This window comes from Paraburkholderia sp. 40 (assembly GCF_050434105.1).
Classification (GTDB): domain Bacteria; phylum Pseudomonadota; class Gammaproteobacteria; order Burkholderiales; family Burkholderiaceae; genus Paraburkholderia; species Paraburkholderia tuberum.
The window spans coordinates 658,538-680,326 of the sequence record NZ_JBNPVY010000004.1; the positions used below are offsets into that span (position 1 = coordinate 658,538).

Here is a 21,789-nt window from a genome sequence, read left to right on the forward strand (position 1 = left end):
GGCTAAGCGGCCTCGACCGACATGCTGTGGATGAACTTGCGCAAGAAGCGCTCGCACGCGACGAGCTGCGCGAGCTCGACGAATTCGTTCGCCTTATGCGCCTGCTGGATGTCGCCGGGGCCGCAGACGATGCTCGGAATCCCCGCGTTCGAAAACAGGCCGGCCTCGGTGCCGTATGCGACCTTGCGCTTGTCCTGGTCGGCCGTCAGCGCGCGTACGAGCTGCGTGATCGCGGCCTGTTCAGACGAATCGAGTCCGGGCGCCGCGGCGATCTTCGTGATCTCGATTGCGGCCGACGGGTGCTCGCGCAGCATTTTCGGCAGCAGCGTTTCGCGCGCGTAGCTGTCGATGCGCGCGAAGATCTGCTCGGGATCGAGCGTCGGCAGATTGCGGAATTCGAACTGGAACTGGCATTCGGCCGGCACCGTGTTGATTGCGTTGCCGCCCGTGATCGTGCTGGTCTGCGCGGTGCTGAACGGCACGTCGTACAGTTCGTCGAAGGGGCCTTGCGCGCGGAACTGGTCGGCCATGTCGCGGATGTAGCAGATCAGGAGAGCCGCGTACTCGATCGCGTTCAAGCCCTTCGGCGTCAGCGACGAATGCGCGGCCTGGCCGCGTACGCAGCACTGATACGCGTTGATGCCCTTGTGCGCGATGATCGGGCGCATGCTGGTCGGCTCGCCGACGATGCAGCCGTCCGGCTTCACGCCGCGCTTCATCAGATCGGCGATCAGAAGCGGCGCGCCGACGCAGCCCACTTCCTCGTCGAACGACAGCGCGAAGTGGATCGGCTTCGCGAGCTTCGTGCGCTGCATGTCCGGCACGAGCGCGAGCGCCGCGCCGATGAAGCCCTTCATGTCGCAGGTGCCGCGGCCATAGAGCTTGTCTCCGCGAATCTCCGGCTTGAACGGATCGCTGTCCCATTGCTGGCCGTCCACCGGCACGACATCGGTGTGGCCCGACAGCACGACGCCGCCGTTCGTTTCGCCGTCGTGCGCGGGAATGGTCGCGAACAGGTTCGCCCATTTGCCGCCCTTGCCGTGCGTCAGCGTCGCGTCGATACCGACCGCGCGCAGCTCGTCGCGCACGGTTTCGATCAGGCCGAGGTTGGGATTGCGGCTCACCGTGTCCATCGACACGAGACGGGTGACCCACGGTAGAGATATCGGAGAAGCGGGGGACGTGGAGGAGCCGGGCGACTGCAACGATTGCGCTGTTTCAGCGACATGAGACATGACATGACTCCAGCGTTTTGTGTCTATCGATCATATCCCAAATTGCATTTTCGTAAGGATGTCCAAAAAGCCGGGCTCGCGTTGGCGCAGCGCAGCATCGATGCAGAAAACGGGGGACGTCCCCCCGTTTTCTGCGGTTTTCACGAGCCTGTGCGCGCAGCGTGCCGCGCTCAGCGAGCAGGCGCCGCCGCCGTGCCGCGGCTCGGCGAACCGAGCGCGCGCAAGGTCTCCTTGACGGTCGCGACGCGCACCGCGAGATCCGGGCTGCGCGTTTCGATACGCAGCTTGTCCTGACCCGCGAGCTTGATGTGCTTGTGCTTCTGCACCATCTCGATGATCCGCATCGCGTCGACGGGCGGATTGGGGATGAACTGCAGGCCGATCACCGCTTCACCGGCATCGATCTTCGAAATGCCGAGCGGCTTCGCGGCGAGCCGCAGTCGATGCGTCTCCACCAGCGCATGCGCCTGCGGCGGCAGCTTGCCGAAGCGGTCGATCAGCTCTTCCTGGATGCCGTCGATCGAATCGTTGTGTTCGCAGTTCGCGAGGCGCTTGTACAGCGACAGACGTTCCTGCACGTCGCCGCAATAGTCCGACGGCAGGATCGCCGGCGAATGCAGGTTGATCTCGGTGGTCGCGGCGAGCGGCGCGGTGAGGTCTGGCTCCTTGCCGTTCTTGAGCGCCCTCACTGCGTCGTTGAGCATGTCGGTATAAAGCTGGAAGCCGATCTCGTGAATCTCGCCCGACTGCTTGTCACCGAGCACCTCGCCGGTGCCGCGAATTTCGAGGTCGTGCATCGCGAGATAGAAGCCCGAGCCGAGTTCCTCCATCTGCTGGATCGCTTCGAGCCGCCGTTGCGCCTGCTTGGTGAGCCCCTGTGGATCGTGCACGAGCAGATACGAGTACGCCTGGTGATGCGAGCGGCCGACGCGGCCACGCAGCTGATGCAATTGCGCGAGGCCGAACTTGTCGGAGCGGTGGATCAGGATCGTGTTCGCGCTCGGCACGTCGATGCCGGTTTCGATGATCGTCGTGCACAGCAGCACGTTCGCGCGTTGCGCGACGAAGTCGCGCATCACCCGCTCCAGTTCCCGCTCGTGCATCTGTCCATGCGCGACCGCGATGCGCGCTTCGGGCACCAGCTCTTCGAGCATCTGCCGGCGATTCTGGATCGTCTCGACTTCGTTGTGCAGGAAGTAGACCTGGCCGCCGCGCTTCAACTCGCGCAGCATTGCTTCGCGAATCACGCTGTCTTCCTCGCGCCGCACGAAGGTCTTGATCGCGAGGCGCTTTTGCGGCGCGGTCGCGATCACCGAGAAATCGCGCAGGCCTTCGAGCGCCATGCCGAGCGTACGGGGAATCGGCGTCGCGGTCAGCGTCAGCACGTCGACTTCCGCGCGCAGCGCTTTCAGCGCCTCCTTCTGACGCACGCCGAAGCGATGCTCCTCGTCGATGATCACGAGTCCGAGCCGCTTGAACTGCACGTCCGACGACAGCAGCTTGTGCGTGCCAATCACGATGTCGACCGAGCCTTCGTTGATCTGCTGGATCGCCGCGTTGGCTTCTTTGGTCGACTTGAAGCGCGACAGCTCGGCGATGCGCACCGGCCAGTCGGAGAAGCGGTCGCTGAAGGTTTGCGTGTGCTGCTCGGCGAGCAGCGTGGTCGGCGACAACAGCGCGACCTGCTTGCCGCCCATCACCGCGATGAACGCCGCGCGCAATGCGACCTCGGTCTTGCCGAAGCCGACGTCGCCGCACACGAGCCGGTCCATCGGCTTGCCGCTCGTCATGTCGCCGATCACGGCCGCGATCGCGGCGGCCTGGTCCGGCGTTTCCTCGAAACCGAAGCTTTCGGCGAACTTCACGTAGTCCTTCGGTTCGAGCGCGAACGCGTGGCCCTCGCGGGCGGCACGGCGGGCGTACAGGTTGAGCAGCTCGGCGGCGGTGTCGCGGATCTGCTGCGCGGCCTTGCGCTTGGCCTTTTCCCACTGGCCCGAGCCGAGCGAATGCAGCGGCGCGCTTTCCGGATCGGCGCCGCTATAGCGCGAGATCACGTGCAATTGCGCGACCGGCACGTAGAGCTTGCTGTCGCCCGCGTATTCGAGGTGCAGGAACTCGGTTTCGCCTTCGCCGAGATCCATCGTCACGAGACCCATGTAGCGGCCGATACCGTGCTGCGAATGCACGACCGGGTCGCCGAGCTTCAGCTCGGACAGATCGCGCACCATCGAATCGACGTTGCTCGCCTGTTCCTGGCGGCGGCGTCCCGCGCGGCGCGCGAGCGGCCCGTACAGCTCGGTTTCGGTGATGATCGCGATGCCGTCGCCCGGCAGCGCGAAGCCATTTGCGAGCGGCGCGACGCCGAGTGAGAAACGCGCGTCGCTCTTGAGCCAGTCGGCGAAGCTGTCGGCCGAGGCGGGCTTCAGCTGGTTGTCGGCGAGCAGTTGCAGCAACGTCTCGCGGCGGCCCGCCGATTCGGCGGCGAACAGCACCCGGTTCGGCGTCGTGCTCAGATACGCGCGCAGCGCCGAGACGGGATCGTCGGCGTGACGATCGATCGCGAGGTTCGGCAGCGCGATCGACCAGGCGCCGTCGCCGTTGGTGGGCAGCACGAGCCGTGCGAACGGTTTCGCGAACGTGAAGAAATCCTCGTCCGACAGGAACAGCTTCTGCGGTTCGAGAATCGGCCGGTCGCGGTCGTGCGACAGGAAATTGAAGCGCTGCTTCGTGTCGTTGGTGAAGCGCCGGATCGCCGCGTCCAGATCGCCGACGAACGCGAGTTGCGAACCGTCGGGCAGGTAATGGAAGAGGGTGGCCGTCTCCTCGAAGAACAGCGGCAGATAGTATTCGATACCCGCCGACGGCACGCCGTTGCCGATGTCTTTATAGATCGACGCGCGGCTCGGATCGCCCTCGAAAGTCTCGCGCCAGCGGCTGCGGAATGCGGTGCGCGCGGCCTCGTCGAACGGGAATTCGCGGCCCGGCAGCAGGCGCACGTCCTTGACCGGATAGAGGCTGCGCTGCGTGTCGGGGTCGAACGCGCGGATCGAGTCGACCTGGTCGTCGAACAGGTCGATCCGGTAGGGCAGCGGCGAGCCCATCGGAAACAGATCGAGCAGCGAGCCGCGCACGCAATATTCGCCGGGACGCACCACCTGGCTCACGTGCTCGTAGCCGGCGAGCGTCAGCTGCGCCTTCAGCTTCGCTTCGTCGAGCCGCTCGCCTTGCGAGAACGAGAACGTGTAGGCGGCCAGAAACGATGCAGGCGGCATCCGGTACAAGGCCGTCGTGGCCGGCACGAGCAGGATGTCGCAGCGGCCTTCGCCGAGGTCGTGCAGCGTCGCGAGACGCTCGGAGACGAGGTCCTGGTGCGGCGAAAACGTGTCGTAAGGCAGCGTCTCCCAGTCGGGAAGGAGGCGCACGCGCGCGTCCGGCGCGAAGAAGCCGATTTCCTGCGACAGCCGCTGCGCGTCGACCGCGCTTTCGCAGACCACCGCAAGCAGCGCCATCTTCTCGCGATACGCGAGATGGTAGCGGGCGATCAGCAGCGCGTCGGACGAACCGCGCGTGCCGTCGAAGGCGAAACGCTGGCCGGCCTTGACGAGCGCGACGGGCGGGGAGGACTGCGAGGATGCGGCGATGTCTGGCATAAAGGAGAAAAAGGGGCGGCTCGGGGCTCACGCGACGGCCAAGTTTACGCGTGTACGGGCGTGGATGCGAAGGACCTATTATAAAATCCGTCATTTACTTTGACCTGGCGGCATCCGCACTCGTGACTTCCCGTCTCTTTGCCCTGATCCCGTGCGCAGGCACCGGCAGCCGTTCCGGCGCTGCGATGCCCAAGCAATACCGCACTGTCGCCGGCCGCGACATGCTGCATTACTCGCTCGCCGCGTTCGACGCGTGCAGCGAATTCACGCAGACGCTCGTCGTCATCGCGCCCGACGACCAGCACTTCGACGCCCGCCGCTTCGGCAATCTGCGCTTCGCGGTGCGTCGCGTGGGCGGCGCGTCGCGGCAAGCCTCGGTGCTCAACGGTCTGCACGCGCTCGCCGAGTTCGGCGCCCACGACGCCGACTGGGTGCTCGTGCACGACGCGGCCCGGCCGGGCATCACGCCGGCGCTGATCCGTACGCTGATCGGTTCGCTCAAGGACGATGCGGTCGGCGGCATCATGGCGTTGCCGGTCGCCGATACCTTGAAGCGTATCGACCGCGCTTCGGCCGATGGCCGCATCGCCCATACCGAAGCGCGTGACGGCTTGTGGCAGGCGCAGACGCCGCAGATGTTCCGCATCGGCATGCTGCGCGAGGCGATCCTGCGCGCCCAGGCCGACGGCCACGATCTGACCGACGAGGCGAGCGCGATCGAATGGTCGGGCCACGCGCCGAAGCTCGTGCAAGGCAGCCTGCGTAACTTCAAGGTCACGTATCCGGAAGATTTCGATCTGGCCGAGGCGATTCTGAGCCGCCCCGCCGGTTCGTGAAACCGCGCCTTGGGCACATTGGAAAGATTTAGAAAGGCTTTAAAGAAGCTAAAAGCTTCAGCACTTGAGGACGTGACGCACATGGATTTCAGAATTGGGCAGGGCTACGACGTGCATGCGCTGGTGCCGGGACGCGCGTTGATCATCGGCGGCGTAACGATTCCGTACGAGCGCGGGCTGCTCGGTCACTCGGACGCGGATGTGCTGCTGCACGCGATCACCGACGCGCTGTTTGGCGCGGCCGCGTTGGGCGATATCGGCCGCCACTTCTCCGATACCGACGCGAAGTTCGCCGGCGCCGACAGCCGCGTGCTGCTGCGCGAATGCGTGGCGCGCGTGAAGGCGGCCGGCTTTGCGATCGGCAACGTCGACAGCAGCGTGATCGCGCAGGCGCCGAAGCTCGCACCGCATATCGAAGGGATGCGCGCCAATATCGCGGCGGACCTCGGTCTGCCGATCGAGCGCGTGAACGTCAAGGCGAAGACGAACGAGAAGCTCGGTTATCTCGGCCGCGGCGAGGGCATCGAGGCGCAGGCCGCGGTGTTGTTGGTCAGGAGCTGAACGGGATTTTTGTTTGGGTGACGGGCGGTGCCGCTTACAGCGTCGCGCCGCCAATCGTCCGATTGCTCGGACACAGCTCGTCCGTTTGCAGGCCGTCGAGGATGCGCAGCACTTCTTCGGGATTACGGCCCACGTACAGATTGTTGACCGACACGTGCTGGATCGTGTTGTCCGGATCGACGATATAGGTCGCGCGCAGCGCGACGCCCGCTTCCTTGTCGCGCACGCCGAGCTGGTCGATCAGCTCGCCTTTCACGTCGCCGAACGAGTAGTGGTTGAGCCTGTCGAGCTCTTTGTACTCGCGGCGCCACGCGAGCTTCACGTATTCATTGTCGACGCTGCCGCCGAGCAGCACGGCCTCGCGGTCCTCGAACTCCTTGACGAGCTTGCTGAATTCGACGATTTCCGTCGGGCAGACCAACGAAAAATCCTTCGGATAGAAGTAAATGATTTTCCATTTGCCTGGAAACGACTGCTCGGTGATGTATTCGAACGCCGAGACGCCGTGTTCTTCGTGATGGTTGAAGCCCGGCTTGGCGGCAATGACGGTGAACGCTTCGAGTTTATCGCCAACGGTTTTCATGCAAAGGCTCCTTCGGAAGTCGCAACAAGCGGCGTGTTTCGAATGGCGACGGCGCGCGGCGCCGCGCGTCGTCGGCTCACGCGCTTTTCGCGAGCGGAAACTCGATCGTCACTTCAAGCCCTGGTCCGGGCGAGCGGTTGCGCAGCCGTAGCGCGCCGCGATAACGGGCGACGAGCCGCTGCACGATCGCCATGCCGAGGCCCGTGCCGTTGGCCTGGGTGCGCGCCGAATTCACACGATAGAACGGCCGCGTGACGAGCGCGAGCTGGTCTTCGGGAATGCCGGGGCCTTCGTCGACCACCGAGAGTTCGACGCGCGAGTGCGACACGCGCGTTTCGAGAATTACGTGCGGCACACCGTCGCCGTCGCTGAGGCCATATTTGCGCGCGTTCTCGAGCAGATTGCCGACCACGCGACGCATGTCGGTTTCATCGGCCTCGATCACCGCCGACGGAGCGAGCCGCGTGATCAGCCGCATGCTGTCCTCGCTTTGCATGCGTGCGGCGAGTTCGCTCGCGATCACCGAGAGGTCCACCGGTTCCGGCACACGCTGAACGGGACGCGCGTAGTCGAGGAAGCGGCCGATGATCATGTCCATCTGCTCGATGTCGTCGACCATCGCGTCCTTGGTGGCCTGATCGGACGGGCTCATTTCGGTCTCGAGCCGCAGCCGTGCGAGCGGCGTGCGCAGATCGTGCGAGATGCCCGCGAGCATCAGCGCGCGGTCCGCCTCGAGCTGTTCGAGGTCGCGCACCATCTGGTTGAAGCTTCGATTGGTTTCGGCGGCCACACCCATGCCGCGCTCGGGCAGCGGCTCGGGCGATTGCCCCGAGCCGACCCGGCGCGCGGCCATCGCCAGACGCGCGAACGGCCGGTTCACCAGACTCGTGATGAACGCCGCGCCGAACAGCGACAGCGCAAGCGCGAACACGCCCCAGCCGGCCCATTGCAGGCCGGTGGCGTTGTCGAGCTGATCGCGGTCGAGCGCGACCCAGTAATCGTCGTCGTCGATCTTGAAGCTGATCCATACGCCGTTGATATCGTTGACGCTCTGCGCGATCACGGTGTCGTCGCCGAGACGGCCGCGGATGTCGTGCTCGATCAGGCGATTCAACGATTCGTCGGGCTGGAGTTTGTATTTGTCGGTGGCTTCGCGCGGGTACACGCGCACCCCTTCGTTGCTCTCCAGATCCTGCAGCAGCGCGCGCCGCAGGTCGGGATCGGAATAGAGGAGTGCGGTGCGCGTGAGCTTGACGATCGCGACGAGTTGCAGAGCCACGCGCTGCGCGCGCGGCTCACGCTCGATCACGCGAAAGCTCTGGAACCACGCGGCGAGACTGACTGCGATCAACAGCGCGATCAGCAGAAAGGTCCGCCAGAAAAGGCCGCCGAACGCGAGCGTCAGGAGGCGCCGGTCGATCCGCATGGGCCCTTCTTATGTGACACAGAAACGAAAACGGAGCACAAACTCAGGCTGCACCGTCGGGGATGAAGACGTAGCCGAGGCCCCACACGGTCTGAATGAAGCGCGGGCTGCCCGGATCCGGCTCGATCAGCTTGCGCAGACGCGAGATCTGCACGTCGAGGCTGCGGTCGAAGACCTCGTATTCACGGCCGCGTGCGAGTTCCATCAGCTTTTCGCGCGACAGCGGCTGACGCGGATGACGCGCGAATACCTTCAGCACCGAGAACTCACCGGTGGTGAGCGGAATTTCCTGGCCGGCCTTGGTCAGCGTGCGGGTGGCGAGATTCAGCGCGAACTCGCCGAACTCGAAGACCTCGGTGGTCTCGGACGGCGCACCCGGCAATTCGGACGGCGACTGGCGACGCAGCACCGCGTGAATGCGCGCGACCAGTTCGCGTGGATTGAACGGCTTGGGCAGATAGTCGTCGGCACCCATCTCGAGGCCGACGATGCGATCCACATCCTCACCCTTGGCCGTCAGCATGATGATCGGCGTGCGGTCGTTGCTGCCGCGCAGTCGCCGGCAGATCGACAGGCCGTCCTCACCGGGCAGCATCAGATCGAGCACCAGCAGATCGAAGCGCTCGCGCACCCAGAGCTTGTTCATTGACGGCGCATTTTCGGCGACGTAGACGTTGAAGCCTTGTTCGCCGAGGTAGCGGCGCAGAAGATCGCGCAGGCGTGGATCGTCGTCGACGACGAGGATTTTCGAAGGGTTTTTGGTTTCCATGGTCGGCATCTTAGCGCGATTAGAAAGTGGTGCGCGGTTACACCATTTCTGGGGTTACAGTCGGTTACAAAATTTACCCGCGGTGTGGCGCGACGTAAAGTATGCGCGTTTAGACTGCTTTACTGAATGCGGCTGTTCGGTGGATACTTCACTCGACAAAACTCTCGCACCCGGCTGTTACCGGGGTTTGTATACGCATCTGAGGTAGCCGGTTGCCGCGCCACGAAGGGAACAACATGAAGGGAGGGGTTTGGCCAAACGTGCGCCTGAGCGTGATTGCACTGGCGGTTGCCGGTACGCTGGCAGGCACACTGGGCCCGACGCTCGCTCATGCGCAGCCGTCCGCAGATAGAGCGACGAGCGAGCATGCGCCCCGCTCGGGCAATGGCAGAACCAGCCGCCACAACCCGGGCATCGATCGCCCTGCCTCTGACGCGATGCTGCGCACCGCGGTTCCTCCCGATCTTGATCAACGTCGCCGCGACGGGCATATGACGCCTGAAGAGCGTCGGCTGTTGCGGCAGCACATCGAAGACGCCGTGCGCGAGTTGTACAAGCGTTAATCCCAGCGCGCGCATCGCCGCGTGAAAAATCCCGTTGCATCTTCAGCGTCCACTTTCTGATCCGCTGCTCCGTTGAGTCGCCAGCACCGGCGCGTTTTTGTGCGCGTCTTCGTGCATACAGGCGCCTCGGCTCACGATGTCACGCCACTCACGAGCGCGCGCCGCGAAGCGATATCGCGACCTCCCGACTGGGTAGTCGAGCCGATCCCGGCGCGCGCCGAGCGCAACGCATGGACGCCGGATCAGCGTCACATCTCCGACACGCCGGACCCGGCACGCGTCGAGCCGATCGCCACGCAGTTTCGCGCGAGCGGTTATGACATCGAGGTGACGCTGCGCGCGCTCTTTTCTCAACGATGCGTTTTGGAGCGATGGCAATCGCGGGGTGCTGGTGAAGTCGCCGGTCGAGTTCGTGATCGGCGCGCTGCGCGCATTCGCTGTCGGCTACGACAACACGGCGCCGTTCGCCGCGCAGATCCGCCCGCTCGGCGAGAACCTGTTCTATCCGCCGAACGTCAAAGGATGGCCGGGCGGCGCGTCCTGGATCAACAGCTCGACGCTGCTCGCGCGCAAACAGTTCGTCGAGCAGCTGTTTCGCGCGACCGAGACTGCGGGGGCGCCGCGCATGAATGGCGCGGCCAGCGCGAAGAGCGCGGCGAGCGGCACGCGGCGGGATGCGTCGAATGCGCCCGTCGTGCCGGGGCGTGGTTACGACAACCTGCTGATCCTCATCGAACTGCAAGGCGGCAACGACGGTTTGAACACCGTGATCCCGTTCGCCGATCCTGCGTACCTCGTGCTGCGCAAAAACATCGGCATCAAACGCGAACCGATGATCCAGCTCGACGAGCGCACCGCGCTGCATCCCGCGTTGGAGCCGCTGATGCCGCTCTGGCGCAGCCGGCAGCTCGCGATCGCGCAGGGCGTCAGCTATGCGCAGCCGAACCTGTCGCATTTCCGTTCGATCGATATCTGGCATACCGCGTCACGCTCCGACCAATATCTGCGCGACGGCTGACTCACGCGCGCGTTCGCGATGAGGCCGGTGCCCATCGGTTTCGCGGCCGACGGCGTCGTGATCGGCAGCGCCGAAATGGGGCCGCTCGCAAACGGCGCGCGATCGCGCTGGTCAATCCCGCGCAGTTCGTCAGGGCCTCTCGACTCGCGACGCCAGTGTCCTTGCACGAGCGCAATCCTGCGCTCGCGCCTATTCTCGACGTCGAAAACGACATCGTGAAAGTGGCCGGTCGTCTGCGTGCGACGCAAGGGCAGCCTCAGTTGAAGACCGCGTTTCCGGGCGGCGCGTTCGGCAGTTCGATCAAAGCGGCAATGCAGGTGCTGGCCGTTTCGGACACCCTGAAGATAGCTGGCGCCGGACGCGCGCCAGTGGAGCAGCCGTTGAGCGGGCAGGGCGTGGCCGTGATCCGGCTAACGCTGAACGGTTTCGATACGCACCAGAACCAGCCGGGACAACAGGCCGAGTTGCTCAAACAGTTCGCGGAAGGGATGGTGGCGATGCAGGCCGCGCTCGTCGAGTTGGGCCGGTGGAACGATACGCTCGTGACGACGTACGCGGAATTCGGGCGCCGTCCGCGCGAGAACCAGAGCAACGGCACCGATCACGGCACGGTGGCGCCGCACTTCGTGACGGGCGGTCGCGTGCAGGGCGGTTTGTTTGGCGTGCCGCCGATGCTTGCGCGGCTCGATGGGAATGGCAACCTGCCGGTCGGCGTGGATTTTCGCCAGCTTTATGCGACGGTGCTCGGGCCCTGGTGGGGGTTGGACGCGCCTGCGATTCTGCAGCAGCGGTTCGAGCCGCTGCCGTTGCTGCGGGCGTGAGCGCTGGGCGCGAATCGACGCGCCCGGCTGTCAGGCTACTTCGCGCGCCACGCGATCCATAGCTTGCGGATCGGCGTCAACGCGATGCGTTGATGCAGCACGTGATAACCGTCGCGCTCGATTTCATCGAGCAACGCCAACGCGAGCGCCGCGAGCGCGAGCAGCGTGCGCTGCGCGCGCCGCGCACTGGCGGGCACCACGGCGAGCGCGGTCTGCACCGCGTCGCGCGCGCGATTCGTTTCGAACCGCATCAGCTCGGTAAAAGCGTCGGTGTATTTGCGGTTGATCAGATCGGCGGCGGTGACGTTGTAGCGCTGCATCTCGTCGATCGGAACGTAGATGCGGCCGTGCCGGGCATCGTTGCCGGTTTCGGCGACGAACTGCGCGAGCATCAGCGCCTCGCCGAGCGGAGCGGCCCACGCCGACGCTTGCGCGGCATCGTCGGCCGATCCGGTTGCAGCCGCGCGCGACACCAGCGACGCAAAATTGCCACCGACACCATGCACATAGCGGCGCAGGTTCGGATAGTCGAGATAGCGTGCCTGGTCGAGATCCATCTCGAAGCCCGCGAGCAGTTCCTGCAGAGCCCGATATTCGGCCTGCGCGTCGGGCAGATAGGCCGCGAGTGCCTTGGACACCGGATGCGACGGCGAGCCCGCGGCCAGCGCGGCAATTTCTTTCTGCCACCAAGCGAGCTTCGTGCGGCCGACCGCCGGATCGCTCGTCTCCTTGACCGTTTCCTCGAACTCGCGACGCAATGCGAAGAGCGCCGTCAACAGCGGCTGACTGGCGGCGCGCGCCTGGCGAAGCGCATAGTAGGTGCTCGATCCTGGGGGCGCCGCTTTCTGCTGGCAATAGTCGTCGAAATTCACGGGATGGGAGTGTGGGGAAGGACTGGCGAGAAGGGCGCCGACGTCCGTCGCGGCGCCCGTCTCGACGAGCCGAAAATTGTAGCATCGGCGTCGCGCGCGCAGATACCGCCGGGTGCAGACAAGCGCGAATCAATCGGTTAGAATCTCGCGCTTACGCTTTCGGGAGCGTGTTCAGCGCGCTTGGGAGTGCACAGGACAATCGGGCGCGAAGCATCGCGGCGTACCCGGCTGCGAGGGTGGCGAAATTGGTAGACGCACCAGGTTTAGGTCCTGACGCCCGCAAGGGTGTAGGGGTTCGAGTCCCCTCCCTCGCACCACTTATTGGTAGTCGAGAAAAACCCCGTCAAGTCTTTGGACCGACGGGGTTTTTCTTTTTTGCGCGGTCTTCTGAAAGGCCTCAGTGTTGCTCCGCTGCCTTTCATCGCGAGCGCGCGACTCAGGCACCCGGCGCTCCCGGCGCTTCCTGCGAGCCCGGCAATTCCGCTTGCGCGGCGCCTTCGAGGAAACGGCGCGTCGACTCGAACGCCTGCAGCATCTGGTCCGGCCACGGCGTTTGCAGCATCACCGCCTGATGACTTTCAAATGCCGACGACAGCAGTTTCGCCAGTTCCGGCGAACGAAGATGACGCAGCACGACGCTGACCGCGATCGCGGTCGCCTGGCTCGCGCCGGCGGTCTGGAGTTCCGACGCGGTGAGTGCCGCGACCTGTTTGTTGATGTCCACTGAAACGTCCCTGGATGAAAAAGAGGGTGAAGGCGCGTTGGCCAAGGCTCAATCTTGACACGCGCCGCCCATGCCGTGAAACGGCGCTTTTCAAACACGGCCGGTTCGCCGCGCGCTATCACTCCCGCGCGTTCATGGCACTGATCACCTTGTCGAGCGCCCCGCCGAACGCGGCCCTTTCCTCTTCGTTGAGGCAGTCGAACATATCGTCGTTCCACTTGCGCGCGATCGGCATCACTTTGCGATACAGCGCGCGGCCTTCCTGCGTCAGCGAGACCAGCACGACGCGGCCGTCCGCGGCGCTCGATTCTCGCTGCACGAGTCCCTGCCGGATCAGCGCTTCGGCCGCGCGACTCGCCTGGCTTTTGTCGAGATTGGCATGGCGTGCCAACTCCATGATCGAGAACGGTCCGAACGATCCCACCGTCGCAATCACCCGCGCTTCGGGCAGCGTCACGTCGAGCTTCGCCGCGTAGCGCGCGCTGATGCCGCGCTCGGCCAGTTTGTTCAGTACATGCAGACGATACGTGAGGAACTGCTCGAGCCCGGCTTTGGCGGAGTCCTTCATGGTCACCCCGTGATGAGTGGAACGGTCGTGGCGCTGTGATTGTTGCGGCAACCGTTTCGCGGGTCAACGCACGCCGTATTTCAGGCGCGTCAGCTGCTCGGCTTCGTTGGCGAGCAGGCGCGCCGCGTCGCGAATCGCGACGTCGAGCGTGATCGGCCCCGGCGCCGGAGAAAAGCAGCCGCCGAAGTATTCGGCAAGACGCGGCAGCGCGGCGGGGTCGATCGCGCCGGACAGCAGCGTGGCGGGCACGCCCGCGGCGCGCGCATGCGCGCAGGCGATGAACGGCGCCTTGCCGTGCAGCGTCTGTACGTCGGAACGGCCTTCACCGGTGATCAGCCAGTTGGCGCCCGTGAGCGCGGCGTCGAGGTCGATTTGCCGCGCGACGGTTTCCGCGCCCGGCTCGAACTGCGCGCCGAGCATGTGCAATGCGAAGCCGAGGCCGCCCGCCGCGCCCGCGCCCGGCAGGTCACGCGCCGTGCGGCCGAGCGCGGCTTCGAGCAGATCGGCGAAGCGCGCGAGCGCCGCGTCGATCGGCGCGACCTGTTCTGGCTTCACGCCTTTTTGCGGACCGAAGATCGCGGTCGCGCCGTGCTCGCCGGTCAACGGATTGTCGACGTCCGACATGCCGACGAACTGCGTGTCGGCAAGCCGCGCGTCGAGCAGCGACGCATCGACCCGCGCCACGCGCGCAAGCTGCTCGGGTGTGCCTTCGAGTACGTTGCCTTGCGCGTCGAACAGTTGCAAGCCGAGGCCGGTCAGCAGGCCGGCGCCGCCGTCGTTCGTGCTGCTGCCGCCGAGCGCGACGAAAAAGCGCCGCACGCCGGCATCAAGCAGCGCGCGAATCGCTTCGCCCATGCCGCGCGTGCTGCGCGCCTCGACCGGCACGCCCATGCCGACGGGGTCCGTAATGCCGACGATTTCCGCCGTTTCGATGATGGCGCTGCCGTCCGTGAGCAGGCCCGTCAGCGCTGCGCGCGTCGGACCGGCCGCGCCGCGCACGCTAAGCGTGCGGCGCTCGCCGCCGCTCGTGAGCATTGCGTCGAGCGTGCCTTCGCCGCCGTCGGCCATCGGACAGATGCGCACGCTCGCGTCGGGGCGTGCGCGCTGGACGCCGGATGCGATCGCCTGCGCGACCTGTTCCGCGCTGAGGGAGCCTTTGAATGAATCGGGAGCGATGACGACGACAGGCGAGGGCGACGAATTCGGCATGGTGTCTCTGAGAGGTTTGGGTCGTTGTAAGCGGTTGCTGGAGCGGATGAAGCGACCGGCTGCTGGTGACCGGCGGTGGCGGCCCGACCGAGTGCGTTAGCTTATCAGCATGGGGGCGTCGGCTGAATATGTCGAAAGGCATAGGCGGGATCGCCGCCACGACACGTCGGCCGCGAGCGGGTGCGAGCGTCCACGCGAAGGTTCTGTTGCATGACGAAAGAGCGCCGAGGAACGCACGACGCTAACCGGATAGCGATGCCAGCGGCAAATCGCGCTCGCTGTGTCAAAACTAACCGAAAATGGCCCTCAAAACGCCTGGAATGCAGGGAAAACTCGATGCAATCATCGAATCCCGGCTAGGCGCGCAAATAGTTTGCTAAAATATTCGGCTCTTTGGACTCAACCGTGCTGCCGACGGCCTGCAAGCCCGCGGCGCAGGCGCGTGATCGATGCAATCGGCGCAAATCGATGCGAAGCGACATCGACGGGCAGCACGGAGAAGATAACTGTTTCGCTCGAATAATTTTAGGACGATTGAAGCCATGGCTAACGTTGTTGAAAACCTCGGCAAGCTCGAACGCCGCGTGACGATTTCCCTGCCGAAGGATGCCGTGCAGAAGGAAGTGGATTCGCGTATCCGCCAACTCGCGAAGAACGTGCGCATGCCGGGTTTCCGCCCGGGCAAGGTGCCGCTCAAGATGGTGACGCAACAGTATTCGGGCCAGGTGGAAGCCGAAGTGCTGAGCGACAAGGTCGGCAAGGAATTTTTCGACATCAGCCGCACCGAAAACCTGCGTGTCGCGGGTCAGCCGAGCTTCGCGCCGAAGACCGACGCTGGTGAAGGCAGCTACGCGTTCGACGCGACCTTCGAGGTGTATCCGGAAGTGAAGCTGGGCGACGTCGCCACGGCTGAAATCGAGCGCACCATGACCAGCATTAGCGAAGCGGAAATCGACCGCACGCTGGACATCCTGCGCAAACAGCGCGTGCACTTCCACGCTCGCGGCGAGGCAGGCGAGCACGGCGACGGCGGCGCGGACACGGCCGCCAAAGACGGCGACCGCGTGACGGTCGACTTCGTCGGCAAGATCGACGGTGAAGCATTCCAGGGCGGTAGCGCCGAAGACTTCGGCTTCATCCTCGGCGAAGGCCGCATGCTGCCGGAATTCGAAAAAGCGGCGCTCGGCTTGAAGGTCGGCGAAGCGAAGGAATTCGACCTGAAGTTCCCGGACGACTACCACGGCAAGGAAGTGGCGGGCAAGACGGCGCAATTCACGATCACGATGAAGAAGATCGAATGGCCGCATTTGCCGGAAGTCGACGGCGAATTCGCGAAATCGCTCGGCATCGAAGACGGCGATCTGACCAAGATGCGCGCTGAAATCAAGGACAACCTCGAGCGCGAAGCGAAGCGCCGCACACAAGCCATCGTCAAGAACCAGGTGATGGACGCACTGCTGAAAATCTCGGAGCTCGACGTCCCGAACGCGCTGATCGAGCAGGATCAGGAGCGCCTCGTCGCGATGGCTCGCCAGGATCTGGAACAGCGCGGCGTGCCGAACGCGAAGGACGCGCCGATCCCGGCCGCAATGTTCAAGGAGCAGGCCGAGCGCCGCGTCAAGCTGGGTCTCGTACTGGCCGAGCTCGTGAAGGCGAACGAACTGCAGGCGAAGCCGGAGCAGATCCGTGCCGAAGTCGATGAATTCGCGAAAAGCTACGAGGACCCGAAGGAAGTCGTCCGCTGGTATTATTCCAACCAGCAACGTCTTGCTGAAATGGAAGCGTATGTCGTTGAAGCCAACGTCGTCGACTTCGTCCTCAGCAAGGCCAAGGTGACGGACAAGGAAGTGAGCTTCGAGGAACTGGCAAGCGCAACGGCGCAAGCGTAAGCGTCGCTGCAGCGGCGTGCCGGCTGTCGGAGCGACCGACGGCCCGCACGCCGTTTTTTTGTGCCATGAATCTGTGTGACGTACCGGATCCGGTCGTGCGGCGCACACGAAGACGGCACTTGAATACGGGCTCGTCGCACCAACCTGTGTCCAGCAGCTAATATTCAGAATATTTCCAGACAAGGATCCATTGCATGACCTTTCGCGCCCAAATGCTGGACACGTTGACCTCCCAGTCGTCCCGGGATCTCGAAGCGCAGGCACTCGGTCTGGTGCCGATCGTCGTGGAAACGAGCGGCCGGGGCGAGCGCTCCTATGATATTTATTCGCGTCTGCTGAAGGAACGCATCGTGTTCCTCGTGGGCGAAGTGAACGACCAGACGGCCAATCTGGTGGTTGCGCAGATGCTGTTTCTCGAAAGCGAGAATCCGGACAAGGACATCTACTTCTACATCAACAGTCCGGGCGGCTCCGTGTCTGCCGGTATGGCGATCTACGATACGATGCAGTTCATCAAGCCGGACGTCTCGACGCTGTGCATGGGGCTTGCGGCGAGCATGGGCGCGTTCCTGCTCGCGGCCGGTGCAAAGGGCAAGCGTTTCGCGCTGCCGAATTCGCGCGTGATGATTCATCAGCCGCTCGGCGGCGCGCGCGGCCAGGCATCGGACATTGAAATCCAGGCGCGTGAAATCCTGTACCTGAAGGATCGGCTGAATCATCTGCTCGCGCACCACACCGGTCAGCCCGTCGAACGTATCGCGCGTGACACCGACCGTGACAATTTCATGTCCGGCGATGACGCGCAGGCGTACGGCCTCGTCGACCAGGTGGCGCACAAGCGTCCCTGATCTGGTACGGTTTTGCTCTGCTGTTTTGCCCACTGTTGCGGCAAAACCGTCATCGGGTCGGTTGTGAATGTTCAACTTCCGTCCGGGCGTCTGCGGCAAGCGCCGTTATCGTGCTCACTAGCCCTGCCGCGCCCAAACTGCGTGGCGGGGGCAAACGGCGTATTATCTAATCCGGTGTCCGGAGGCTCACACATCTATGGCGGACAAGAAAGGTTCTAACAGCGAAAAGCTGTTGTATTGCTCGTTTTGCGGCAAGAGCCAGCATGAGGTCAAGAAACTGATTGCTGGCCCGTCGGTATTCATCTGCGATGAATGTATCGATCTGTGCAACGAAATCATTCGTGACGAGGCTGCAGGCGCGGGCATCGAGGCCGGCTTGTCCAAGTCCGATCTGCCGACCCCGCAGGAAATCCGCGAAATTCTCGACCAGTACGTGATCGGTCAGGAGCGCGCGAAAAAGATCCTCGCGGTCGCGGTCTACAACCACTACAAGCGCCTCAAGCATCTCGACAAGAAGGACGAAATCGAGCTGTCCAAGAGCAACATCCTGCTGATCGGCCCGACCGGCTCCGGCAAGACGCTGCTTGCGCAGACGCTCGCGCGCCTTCTGAACGTGCCATTCGTGATTGCCGACGCGACCACGCTGACGGAAGCTGGCTATGTCGGCGAAGACGTCGAGAACATCATTCAGAAGCTGCTGCAGAATTGTAATTACGAGGTGGACAAGGCCCAGCGCGGCATCGTCTACATCGACGAAATCGACAAGATCAGTCGCAAGTCCGACAACCCGTCCATCACGCGCGACGTGTCGGGCGAGGGTGTGCAGCAGGCTCTGCTGAAGCTGGTCGAAGGCACGATGGCGTCGGTGCCGCCGCAAGGTGGCCGTAAGCATCCGAACCAGGACTTCATCCAGGTCGATACGACGAACATCCTGTTCATCTGCGGCGGTGCGTTCGACGGCCTCGAGAAGGTCATCGTCGATCGCACTGAGAAGACCGGCATCGGTTTCGGCGCGAGCGTGAAGAGCAAGCAGGACCGCGACGCCGGCGAAGTGCTGCGCGAAGTGGAGCCGGAAGATCTGATCAAATTCGGCCTGATTCCGGAGCTGATCGGCCGTCTGCCGGTGGTCGCCACGCTCGGCAAGCTCGACGAAGCGGCGCTGATGAAGATTCTCGTCGAACCGAAGAATGCGCTGGTCAAGCAGTATCACAAGCTGTTCAGCATGGAGCGCGTCGAGCTCGAAATCCGTCCCGCCGCGTTGCAGGCCGTGGCGCGCAAGGCGATCCGCCGCAAGACGGGCGCGCGGGGCCTGCGTTCGATTCTGGAACAGGCGTTGCTTGATGTCATGTACGATCTTCCGCAAATGAAAGGTGTCAGCAAGGTCATCATCGACGACAACGTTATCGACGGCGACGGCAAACCGCTGCTGATCTACGAAGACGCGCCGAAGGTCGCGGGTTCGAACTGATCGGCTTTCGAGTTCTGCAAAAAGGCCGTTCATGGCGACGTGAACGGCTTTTTCGTTTATCGTGTGGTCAGGCTGGTTGTTCTCAACTATGGAGTCACTGAACCTTCGGAGTCACTGAACTTTTCCCACACGCGGAGGCTTGCAATATTTTCTGCTGGCCTCACCTATCGAACGAACTGATTCCACTCATGGGGAAATGAAATGTCAGGAACCCAACTCCTCCCGCCGGAACGCATTACGCTGCCGCTGCTCCCGCTGCGCGACGTAGTCGTTTTCCCGCACATGGTGATTCCGCTCTTCGTAGGCCGCCCGAAGTCGATCAAGGCTCTCGAAGCAGCAATGGAAGGCGGCAAGCACATCATGCTCGTCGCCCAGAAGACGGCTGCGAAAGATGAGCCGACCGAAAAGGACATGTACGAAGTAGGGTGTATCGCCAACATCCTGCAGATGCTGAAGCTGCCCGACGGTACCGTGAAGGTGCTCGTCGAAGGCTTGCAGCGCGCGAAGACGCTTTCCATCGAAGAACAGGAAACGCAGTTCTCGTGCGAAGTCATGCCGCTCGAACCTGACCACGCCGACAGCGCTGAAACCGAAGCGCTGCGTCGCGCGATCGTGTCGCAGTTCGACCAGTATGTGAAGCTGAACAAGAAGATCCCGCCGGAGATCCTGACCTCGCTGTCGGGTATCGACGAGGCAGGGCGTCTCGCCGACACGATCGCGGCGCATTTGCCGCTCAAGCTCGACCAGAAGCAACACATCCTCGAGATGTTCCCGGTGATCGAGCGGCTCGAGCATCTGCTCGCGCAACTCGAAGCCGAGATCGACATCCTGCAGGTCGAAAAGCGTATCCGCGGGCGCGTGAAGCGTCAGATGGAGAAGAGTCAGCGCGAGTACTACCTGAACGAACAGGTCAAGGCGATCCAGAAGGAACTCGGCGAAGGCGAAGAAGGTGCGGATCTCGAAGAACTCGAGAAGCGCATCACGGCCGCCCGCATGCCGAAGGAAGCGAAGAAGAAGGCCGACGCCGAGCTGAAGAAGCTCAAGCTGATGTCGCCGATGTCGGCGGAAGCGACGGTCGTGCGCAACTACATCGACACGCTGATCGGCTTGCCGTGGCGCAAGAAGAGCAAGGTCAACAACGACCTGTCGAATGCGGAGCGCGTGCTCGACGAAGACCACTTCGGTCTCGAGAAAGTGAAGGAACGCATTCTCGAGTATCTCGCGGTCCAGCAACGTGTCGACAAGGTCAAGGCGCCGATCCTGTGCCTCGTGGGGCCCCCGGGCGTCGGTAAGACTTCGCTCGGTCAGTCGATCGCGCGCGCGACGAACCGCAAGTTCGTGCGCATGGCATTGGGCGGCGTACGTGACGAAGCCGAGATTCGTGGCCACCGTCGCACGTACATCGGTTCGATGCCGGGCAAGATCCTGCAAAGCCTGACCAAGGTCGGCGTGCGCAATCCGCTCTTCCTGCTCGACGAAGTCGACAAAATGGGTCAGGATTTCCGCGGCGATCCGTCGTCGGCCCTGCTGGAAGTGCTCGATCCGGAACAGAACCACACGTTCGCCGACCACTACGTCGAAGTCGACTTCGATCTGTCGGACGTGATGTTCGTGGCGACGTCGAACTCGCTGAACATTCCGCCGCCGCTGCTCGACCGGATGGAAGTGATTCGTCTGTCCGGTTATACGGAAGACGAGAAGGTCAGCATCGCGCAGCGTTATCTGCTGCCGAAGCAGAAGAAGAACAACGGCCTCAAGGATGGCGAGGTCGATGTGACGGAAACTGCGATCCGCGACATCATTCGTTACTACACGCGCGAAGCGGGCGTCCGCTCGCTCGAGCGTGAAATTTCGAAGATTTGCCGCAAGGTCGTGAAGATGCTTCTGCTGAAGAAGGCGGAAGGCGCGGTGAAGGTCGACGGCAGCAACCTCGACACGTTCCTCGGCGTGCGCAAGTACGACTTCGGTCTGGCCGCGAAGGAAAATCAGGTGGGCCAGGTCACGGGTCTCGCGTGGACGGAAGTGGGCGGCGATCTGCTGACCATCGAAGCCGCGGTGATGCCGGGCAAGGGCAATGTGATCCGCACGGGTTCGCTCGGCGACGTGATGAAGGAATCCGTCGAAGCGGCGCGCTCGGTCGTGCGTTCGCGTTCGCGTCGTCTTGGCATCAAGGACGAAGCGTTCGAGAAGCAGGACATTCACATCCACGTGCCGGAAGGCGCGACGCCGAAAGATGGTCCTTCGGCTGGTATCGCGATGACGACCGCGCTGGTGTCGGTGTTGACCGGTATTCCGGTGCGCGCCGATGTCGCGATGACGGGCGAAATCACGCTGCGTGGCGAAGTTCTGCCGATCGGCGGCCTGAAGGAAAAGCTGCTGGCAGCGCATCGCGGTGGCATCAAGCTGGTGCTGATTCCGGAAGAAAACGTCAAGGACTTGACGGAGATTCCGGACAACGTGAAGAACGCGATCGAAATCGTGCCGGTCCGCTGGATCGACAAGGTGCTCGAACTTGCGCTCGAACGTGTACCGCAGGCGTTACCGGAAGACGAACCGAAGCCCTCGGCGCCGGTCGGGGCTGAGCCGGGCAAGGATGCCGCGACGGACGTCGTCAAGCACTAAGGTTCGATGCGCATCAGAATGCGCTGACGCCAAAGCATTCTGCAGCGGTGTCGTTTGCTGAAGCGGAAAACCCGCGGTCAAGAGCCGCGGGTTTTTTTGCCCGCGCGGCTTCGTCGCTAGGCCGCAT

16 protein-coding genes, 1 tRNA gene and 1 pseudogene are annotated in these 21,789 nt (G+C 63.6%); 9 read left to right on the forward strand and 9 right to left on the reverse strand.

All coding sequences use genetic code 11. The features are described 5' to 3' along the window. Positions 1–2: 2 nt before the first annotated feature. Together argE and mfd are read right to left on the reverse strand one after the other, a co-directional pair. On the reverse strand, positions 3–1,235 hold the full coding sequence (argE, locus tag OKW28_RS24780) for an acetylornithine deacetylase (protein ID WP_429449698.1): 1,233 nt from the start codon (positions 1,233–1,235) through the stop codon (positions 3–5). 170 nt (positions 1,236–1,405) lie between these two features. Continuing rightward, complete coding sequence (gene mfd / locus OKW28_RS24785) at positions 1,406–4,885, reverse strand: transcription-repair coupling factor (protein ID WP_429449700.1); 3,480 nt, start codon at positions 4,883–4,885, stop codon at positions 1,406–1,408. Between the two features lie 122 nt (positions 4,886–5,007). Between mfd and ispD the strand changes: the two genes are divergently transcribed. Together ispD and ispF are read left to right on the forward strand one after the other, a co-directional pair. Then, on the forward strand, positions 5,008–5,721 hold the full coding sequence (gene ispD, locus OKW28_RS24790) for a 2-C-methyl-D-erythritol 4-phosphate cytidylyltransferase (protein ID WP_429449702.1): 714 nt from the start codon (positions 5,008–5,010) through the stop codon (positions 5,719–5,721). Positions 5,722–5,802: 81 nt separating this feature from the next. Beyond that, a complete protein-coding gene (gene ispF, locus OKW28_RS24795; RefSeq protein WP_018432029.1) occupies positions 5,803–6,282 on the forward strand; it encodes a 2-C-methyl-D-erythritol 2,4-cyclodiphosphate synthase in 480 nt (159 codons plus the stop codon). 34 nt (positions 6,283–6,316) lie between these two features. Here the strand turns inward: ispF and OKW28_RS24800 are convergent, their stop codons facing one another. The 3 genes from OKW28_RS24800 to ompR all read right to left on the reverse strand — a co-directional run bounded on the left by OKW28_RS24800 (position 6,317) and on the right by ompR (position 9,069). Continuing rightward, positions 6,317–6,865, reverse strand: a complete 549-nt coding sequence (locus OKW28_RS24800; protein WP_090804730.1) for a peroxiredoxin — start codon at positions 6,863–6,865, stop codon at positions 6,317–6,319. 76 nt (positions 6,866–6,941) lie between these two features. Continuing rightward, positions 6,942–8,291, reverse strand: coding sequence for an ATP-binding protein (locus tag OKW28_RS24805; protein ID WP_013089393.1), 1,350 nt, complete (start codon positions 8,289–8,291; stop codon positions 6,942–6,944). Between the two features lie 43 nt (positions 8,292–8,334). After that, positions 8,335–9,069, reverse strand: coding sequence for a two-component system response regulator OmpR (gene ompR, locus OKW28_RS24810; protein ID WP_006048917.1), 735 nt, complete (start codon positions 9,067–9,069; stop codon positions 8,335–8,337). Between the two features lie 227 nt (positions 9,070–9,296). Between ompR and OKW28_RS24815 the strand changes: the two genes are divergently transcribed. Together OKW28_RS24815 and OKW28_RS24820 are read left to right on the forward strand one after the other, a co-directional pair. Further along, a complete protein-coding gene (locus OKW28_RS24815; protein WP_429449704.1) occupies positions 9,297–9,623 on the forward strand; it encodes a hypothetical protein in 327 nt (108 codons plus the stop codon). A gap of 391 nt (positions 9,624–10,014) precedes the next feature. Next, positions 10,015–11,462 (forward strand): annotated as a pseudogene (locus tag OKW28_RS24820) (DUF1800 family protein). Positions 11,463–11,497: 35 nt separating this feature from the next. Here OKW28_RS24820 and OKW28_RS24825 read toward each other — a convergent pair. Beyond that, positions 11,498–12,334 carry a squalene/phytoene synthase family protein gene (locus OKW28_RS24825; protein WP_429449706.1) on the reverse strand — a complete coding sequence of 279 codons (837 nt, stop codon included), beginning with the start codon at positions 12,332–12,334 and terminating at the stop codon, positions 11,498–11,500. 230 nt (positions 12,335–12,564) lie between these two features. Here OKW28_RS24825 and OKW28_RS24830 point away from each other — a divergent pair. Continuing rightward, positions 12,565–12,651: transfer RNA gene (locus OKW28_RS24830), tRNA-Leu, on the forward strand. 119 nt (positions 12,652–12,770) lie between these two features. Here OKW28_RS24830 and OKW28_RS24835 read toward each other — a convergent pair. The 3 genes from OKW28_RS24835 to OKW28_RS24845 all read right to left on the reverse strand — a co-directional run bounded on the left by OKW28_RS24835 (position 12,771) and on the right by OKW28_RS24845 (position 14,835). Further along, on the reverse strand, positions 12,771–13,058 hold the full coding sequence (locus tag OKW28_RS24835) for a hypothetical protein (protein ID WP_429449708.1): 288 nt from the start codon (positions 13,056–13,058) through the stop codon (positions 12,771–12,773). A gap of 118 nt (positions 13,059–13,176) precedes the next feature. Then, complete coding sequence (locus OKW28_RS24840) at positions 13,177–13,626, reverse strand: MarR family winged helix-turn-helix transcriptional regulator (protein WP_429449710.1); 450 nt, start codon at positions 13,624–13,626, stop codon at positions 13,177–13,179. Positions 13,627–13,689: 63 nt separating this feature from the next. Then, entirely contained in the window at positions 13,690–14,835 is a 1,146-nt protein-coding gene (locus OKW28_RS24845; protein ID WP_429449712.1) for a glycerate kinase, read from the reverse strand. 542 nt (positions 14,836–15,377) lie between these two features. Here OKW28_RS24845 and tig point away from each other — a divergent pair. From tig to lon, 4 genes are all read left to right on the forward strand, one after another. Next, the gene (gene tig / locus OKW28_RS24850) at positions 15,378–16,724 is read left to right on the forward strand and encodes a trigger factor (RefSeq protein ID WP_184063592.1); all 1,347 of its coding nucleotides are present in this window, start codon (positions 15,378–15,380) and stop codon (positions 16,722–16,724) included. Positions 16,725–16,918: 194 nt separating this feature from the next. Next, positions 16,919–17,572, forward strand: coding sequence for an ATP-dependent Clp endopeptidase proteolytic subunit ClpP (gene clpP, locus OKW28_RS24855; protein ID WP_013089401.1), 654 nt, complete (start codon positions 16,919–16,921; stop codon positions 17,570–17,572). Positions 17,573–17,768: 196 nt separating this feature from the next. Then, on the forward strand, positions 17,769–19,040 hold the full coding sequence (clpX, locus tag OKW28_RS24860) for an ATP-dependent Clp protease ATP-binding subunit ClpX (RefSeq protein WP_013089402.1): 1,272 nt from the start codon (positions 17,769–17,771) through the stop codon (positions 19,038–19,040). Positions 19,041–19,241: 201 nt separating this feature from the next. Next, complete coding sequence (lon, locus tag OKW28_RS24865; RefSeq protein ID WP_429449714.1) at positions 19,242–21,662, forward strand: endopeptidase La; 2,421 nt, start codon at positions 19,242–19,244, stop codon at positions 21,660–21,662. Positions 21,663–21,789 lie beyond the last annotated feature (127 nt).

Bases quoted from the DNA above. Each gene is read 5' to 3' on its own strand.
- OKW28_RS24805 (WP_013089393.1), bottom strand. From the start codon at position 8,291: ATGCGGATCGACCGGCGCCTCCTGACGCTCGCGTTCGGCGGCCTTTTC.
- OKW28_RS24845 (WP_429449712.1), bottom strand. From the start codon at position 14,835: ATGCCGAATTCGTCGCCCTCGCCTGTCGTCGTCATCGCTCCCGATTCA.
- tig (WP_184063592.1), top strand. From the start codon at position 15,378: ATGGCTAACGTTGTTGAAAACCTCGGCAAGCTCGAACGCCGCGTGACG.
- ompR (WP_006048917.1), bottom strand. From the start codon at position 9,069: ATGCCGACCATGGAAACCAAAAACCCTTCGAAAATCCTCGTCGTCGAC.
- OKW28_RS24815 (WP_429449704.1), top strand. From the start codon at position 9,297: ATGAAGGGAGGGGTTTGGCCAAACGTGCGCCTGAGCGTGATTGCACTG.
- OKW28_RS24800 (WP_090804730.1), bottom strand. From the start codon at position 6,865: ATGAAAACCGTTGGCGATAAACTCGAAGCGTTCACCGTCATTGCCGCC.
- mfd (WP_429449700.1), bottom strand. From the start codon at position 4,885: ATGCCAGACATCGCCGCATCCTCGCAGTCCTCCCCGCCCGTCGCGCTC.
- argE (WP_429449698.1), bottom strand. From the start codon at position 1,235: ATGTCTCATGTCGCTGAAACAGCGCAATCGTTGCAGTCGCCCGGCTCC.
- ispF (WP_018432029.1), top strand. From the start codon at position 5,803: ATGGATTTCAGAATTGGGCAGGGCTACGACGTGCATGCGCTGGTGCCG.
- clpP (WP_013089401.1), top strand. From the start codon at position 16,919: ATGACCTTTCGCGCCCAAATGCTGGACACGTTGACCTCCCAGTCGTCC.
- clpX (WP_013089402.1), top strand. From the start codon at position 17,769: ATGGCGGACAAGAAAGGTTCTAACAGCGAAAAGCTGTTGTATTGCTCG.
- OKW28_RS24840 (WP_429449710.1), bottom strand. From the start codon at position 13,626: ATGAAGGACTCCGCCAAAGCCGGGCTCGAGCAGTTCCTCACGTATCGT.
- lon (WP_429449714.1), top strand. From the start codon at position 19,242: ATGTCAGGAACCCAACTCCTCCCGCCGGAACGCATTACGCTGCCGCTG.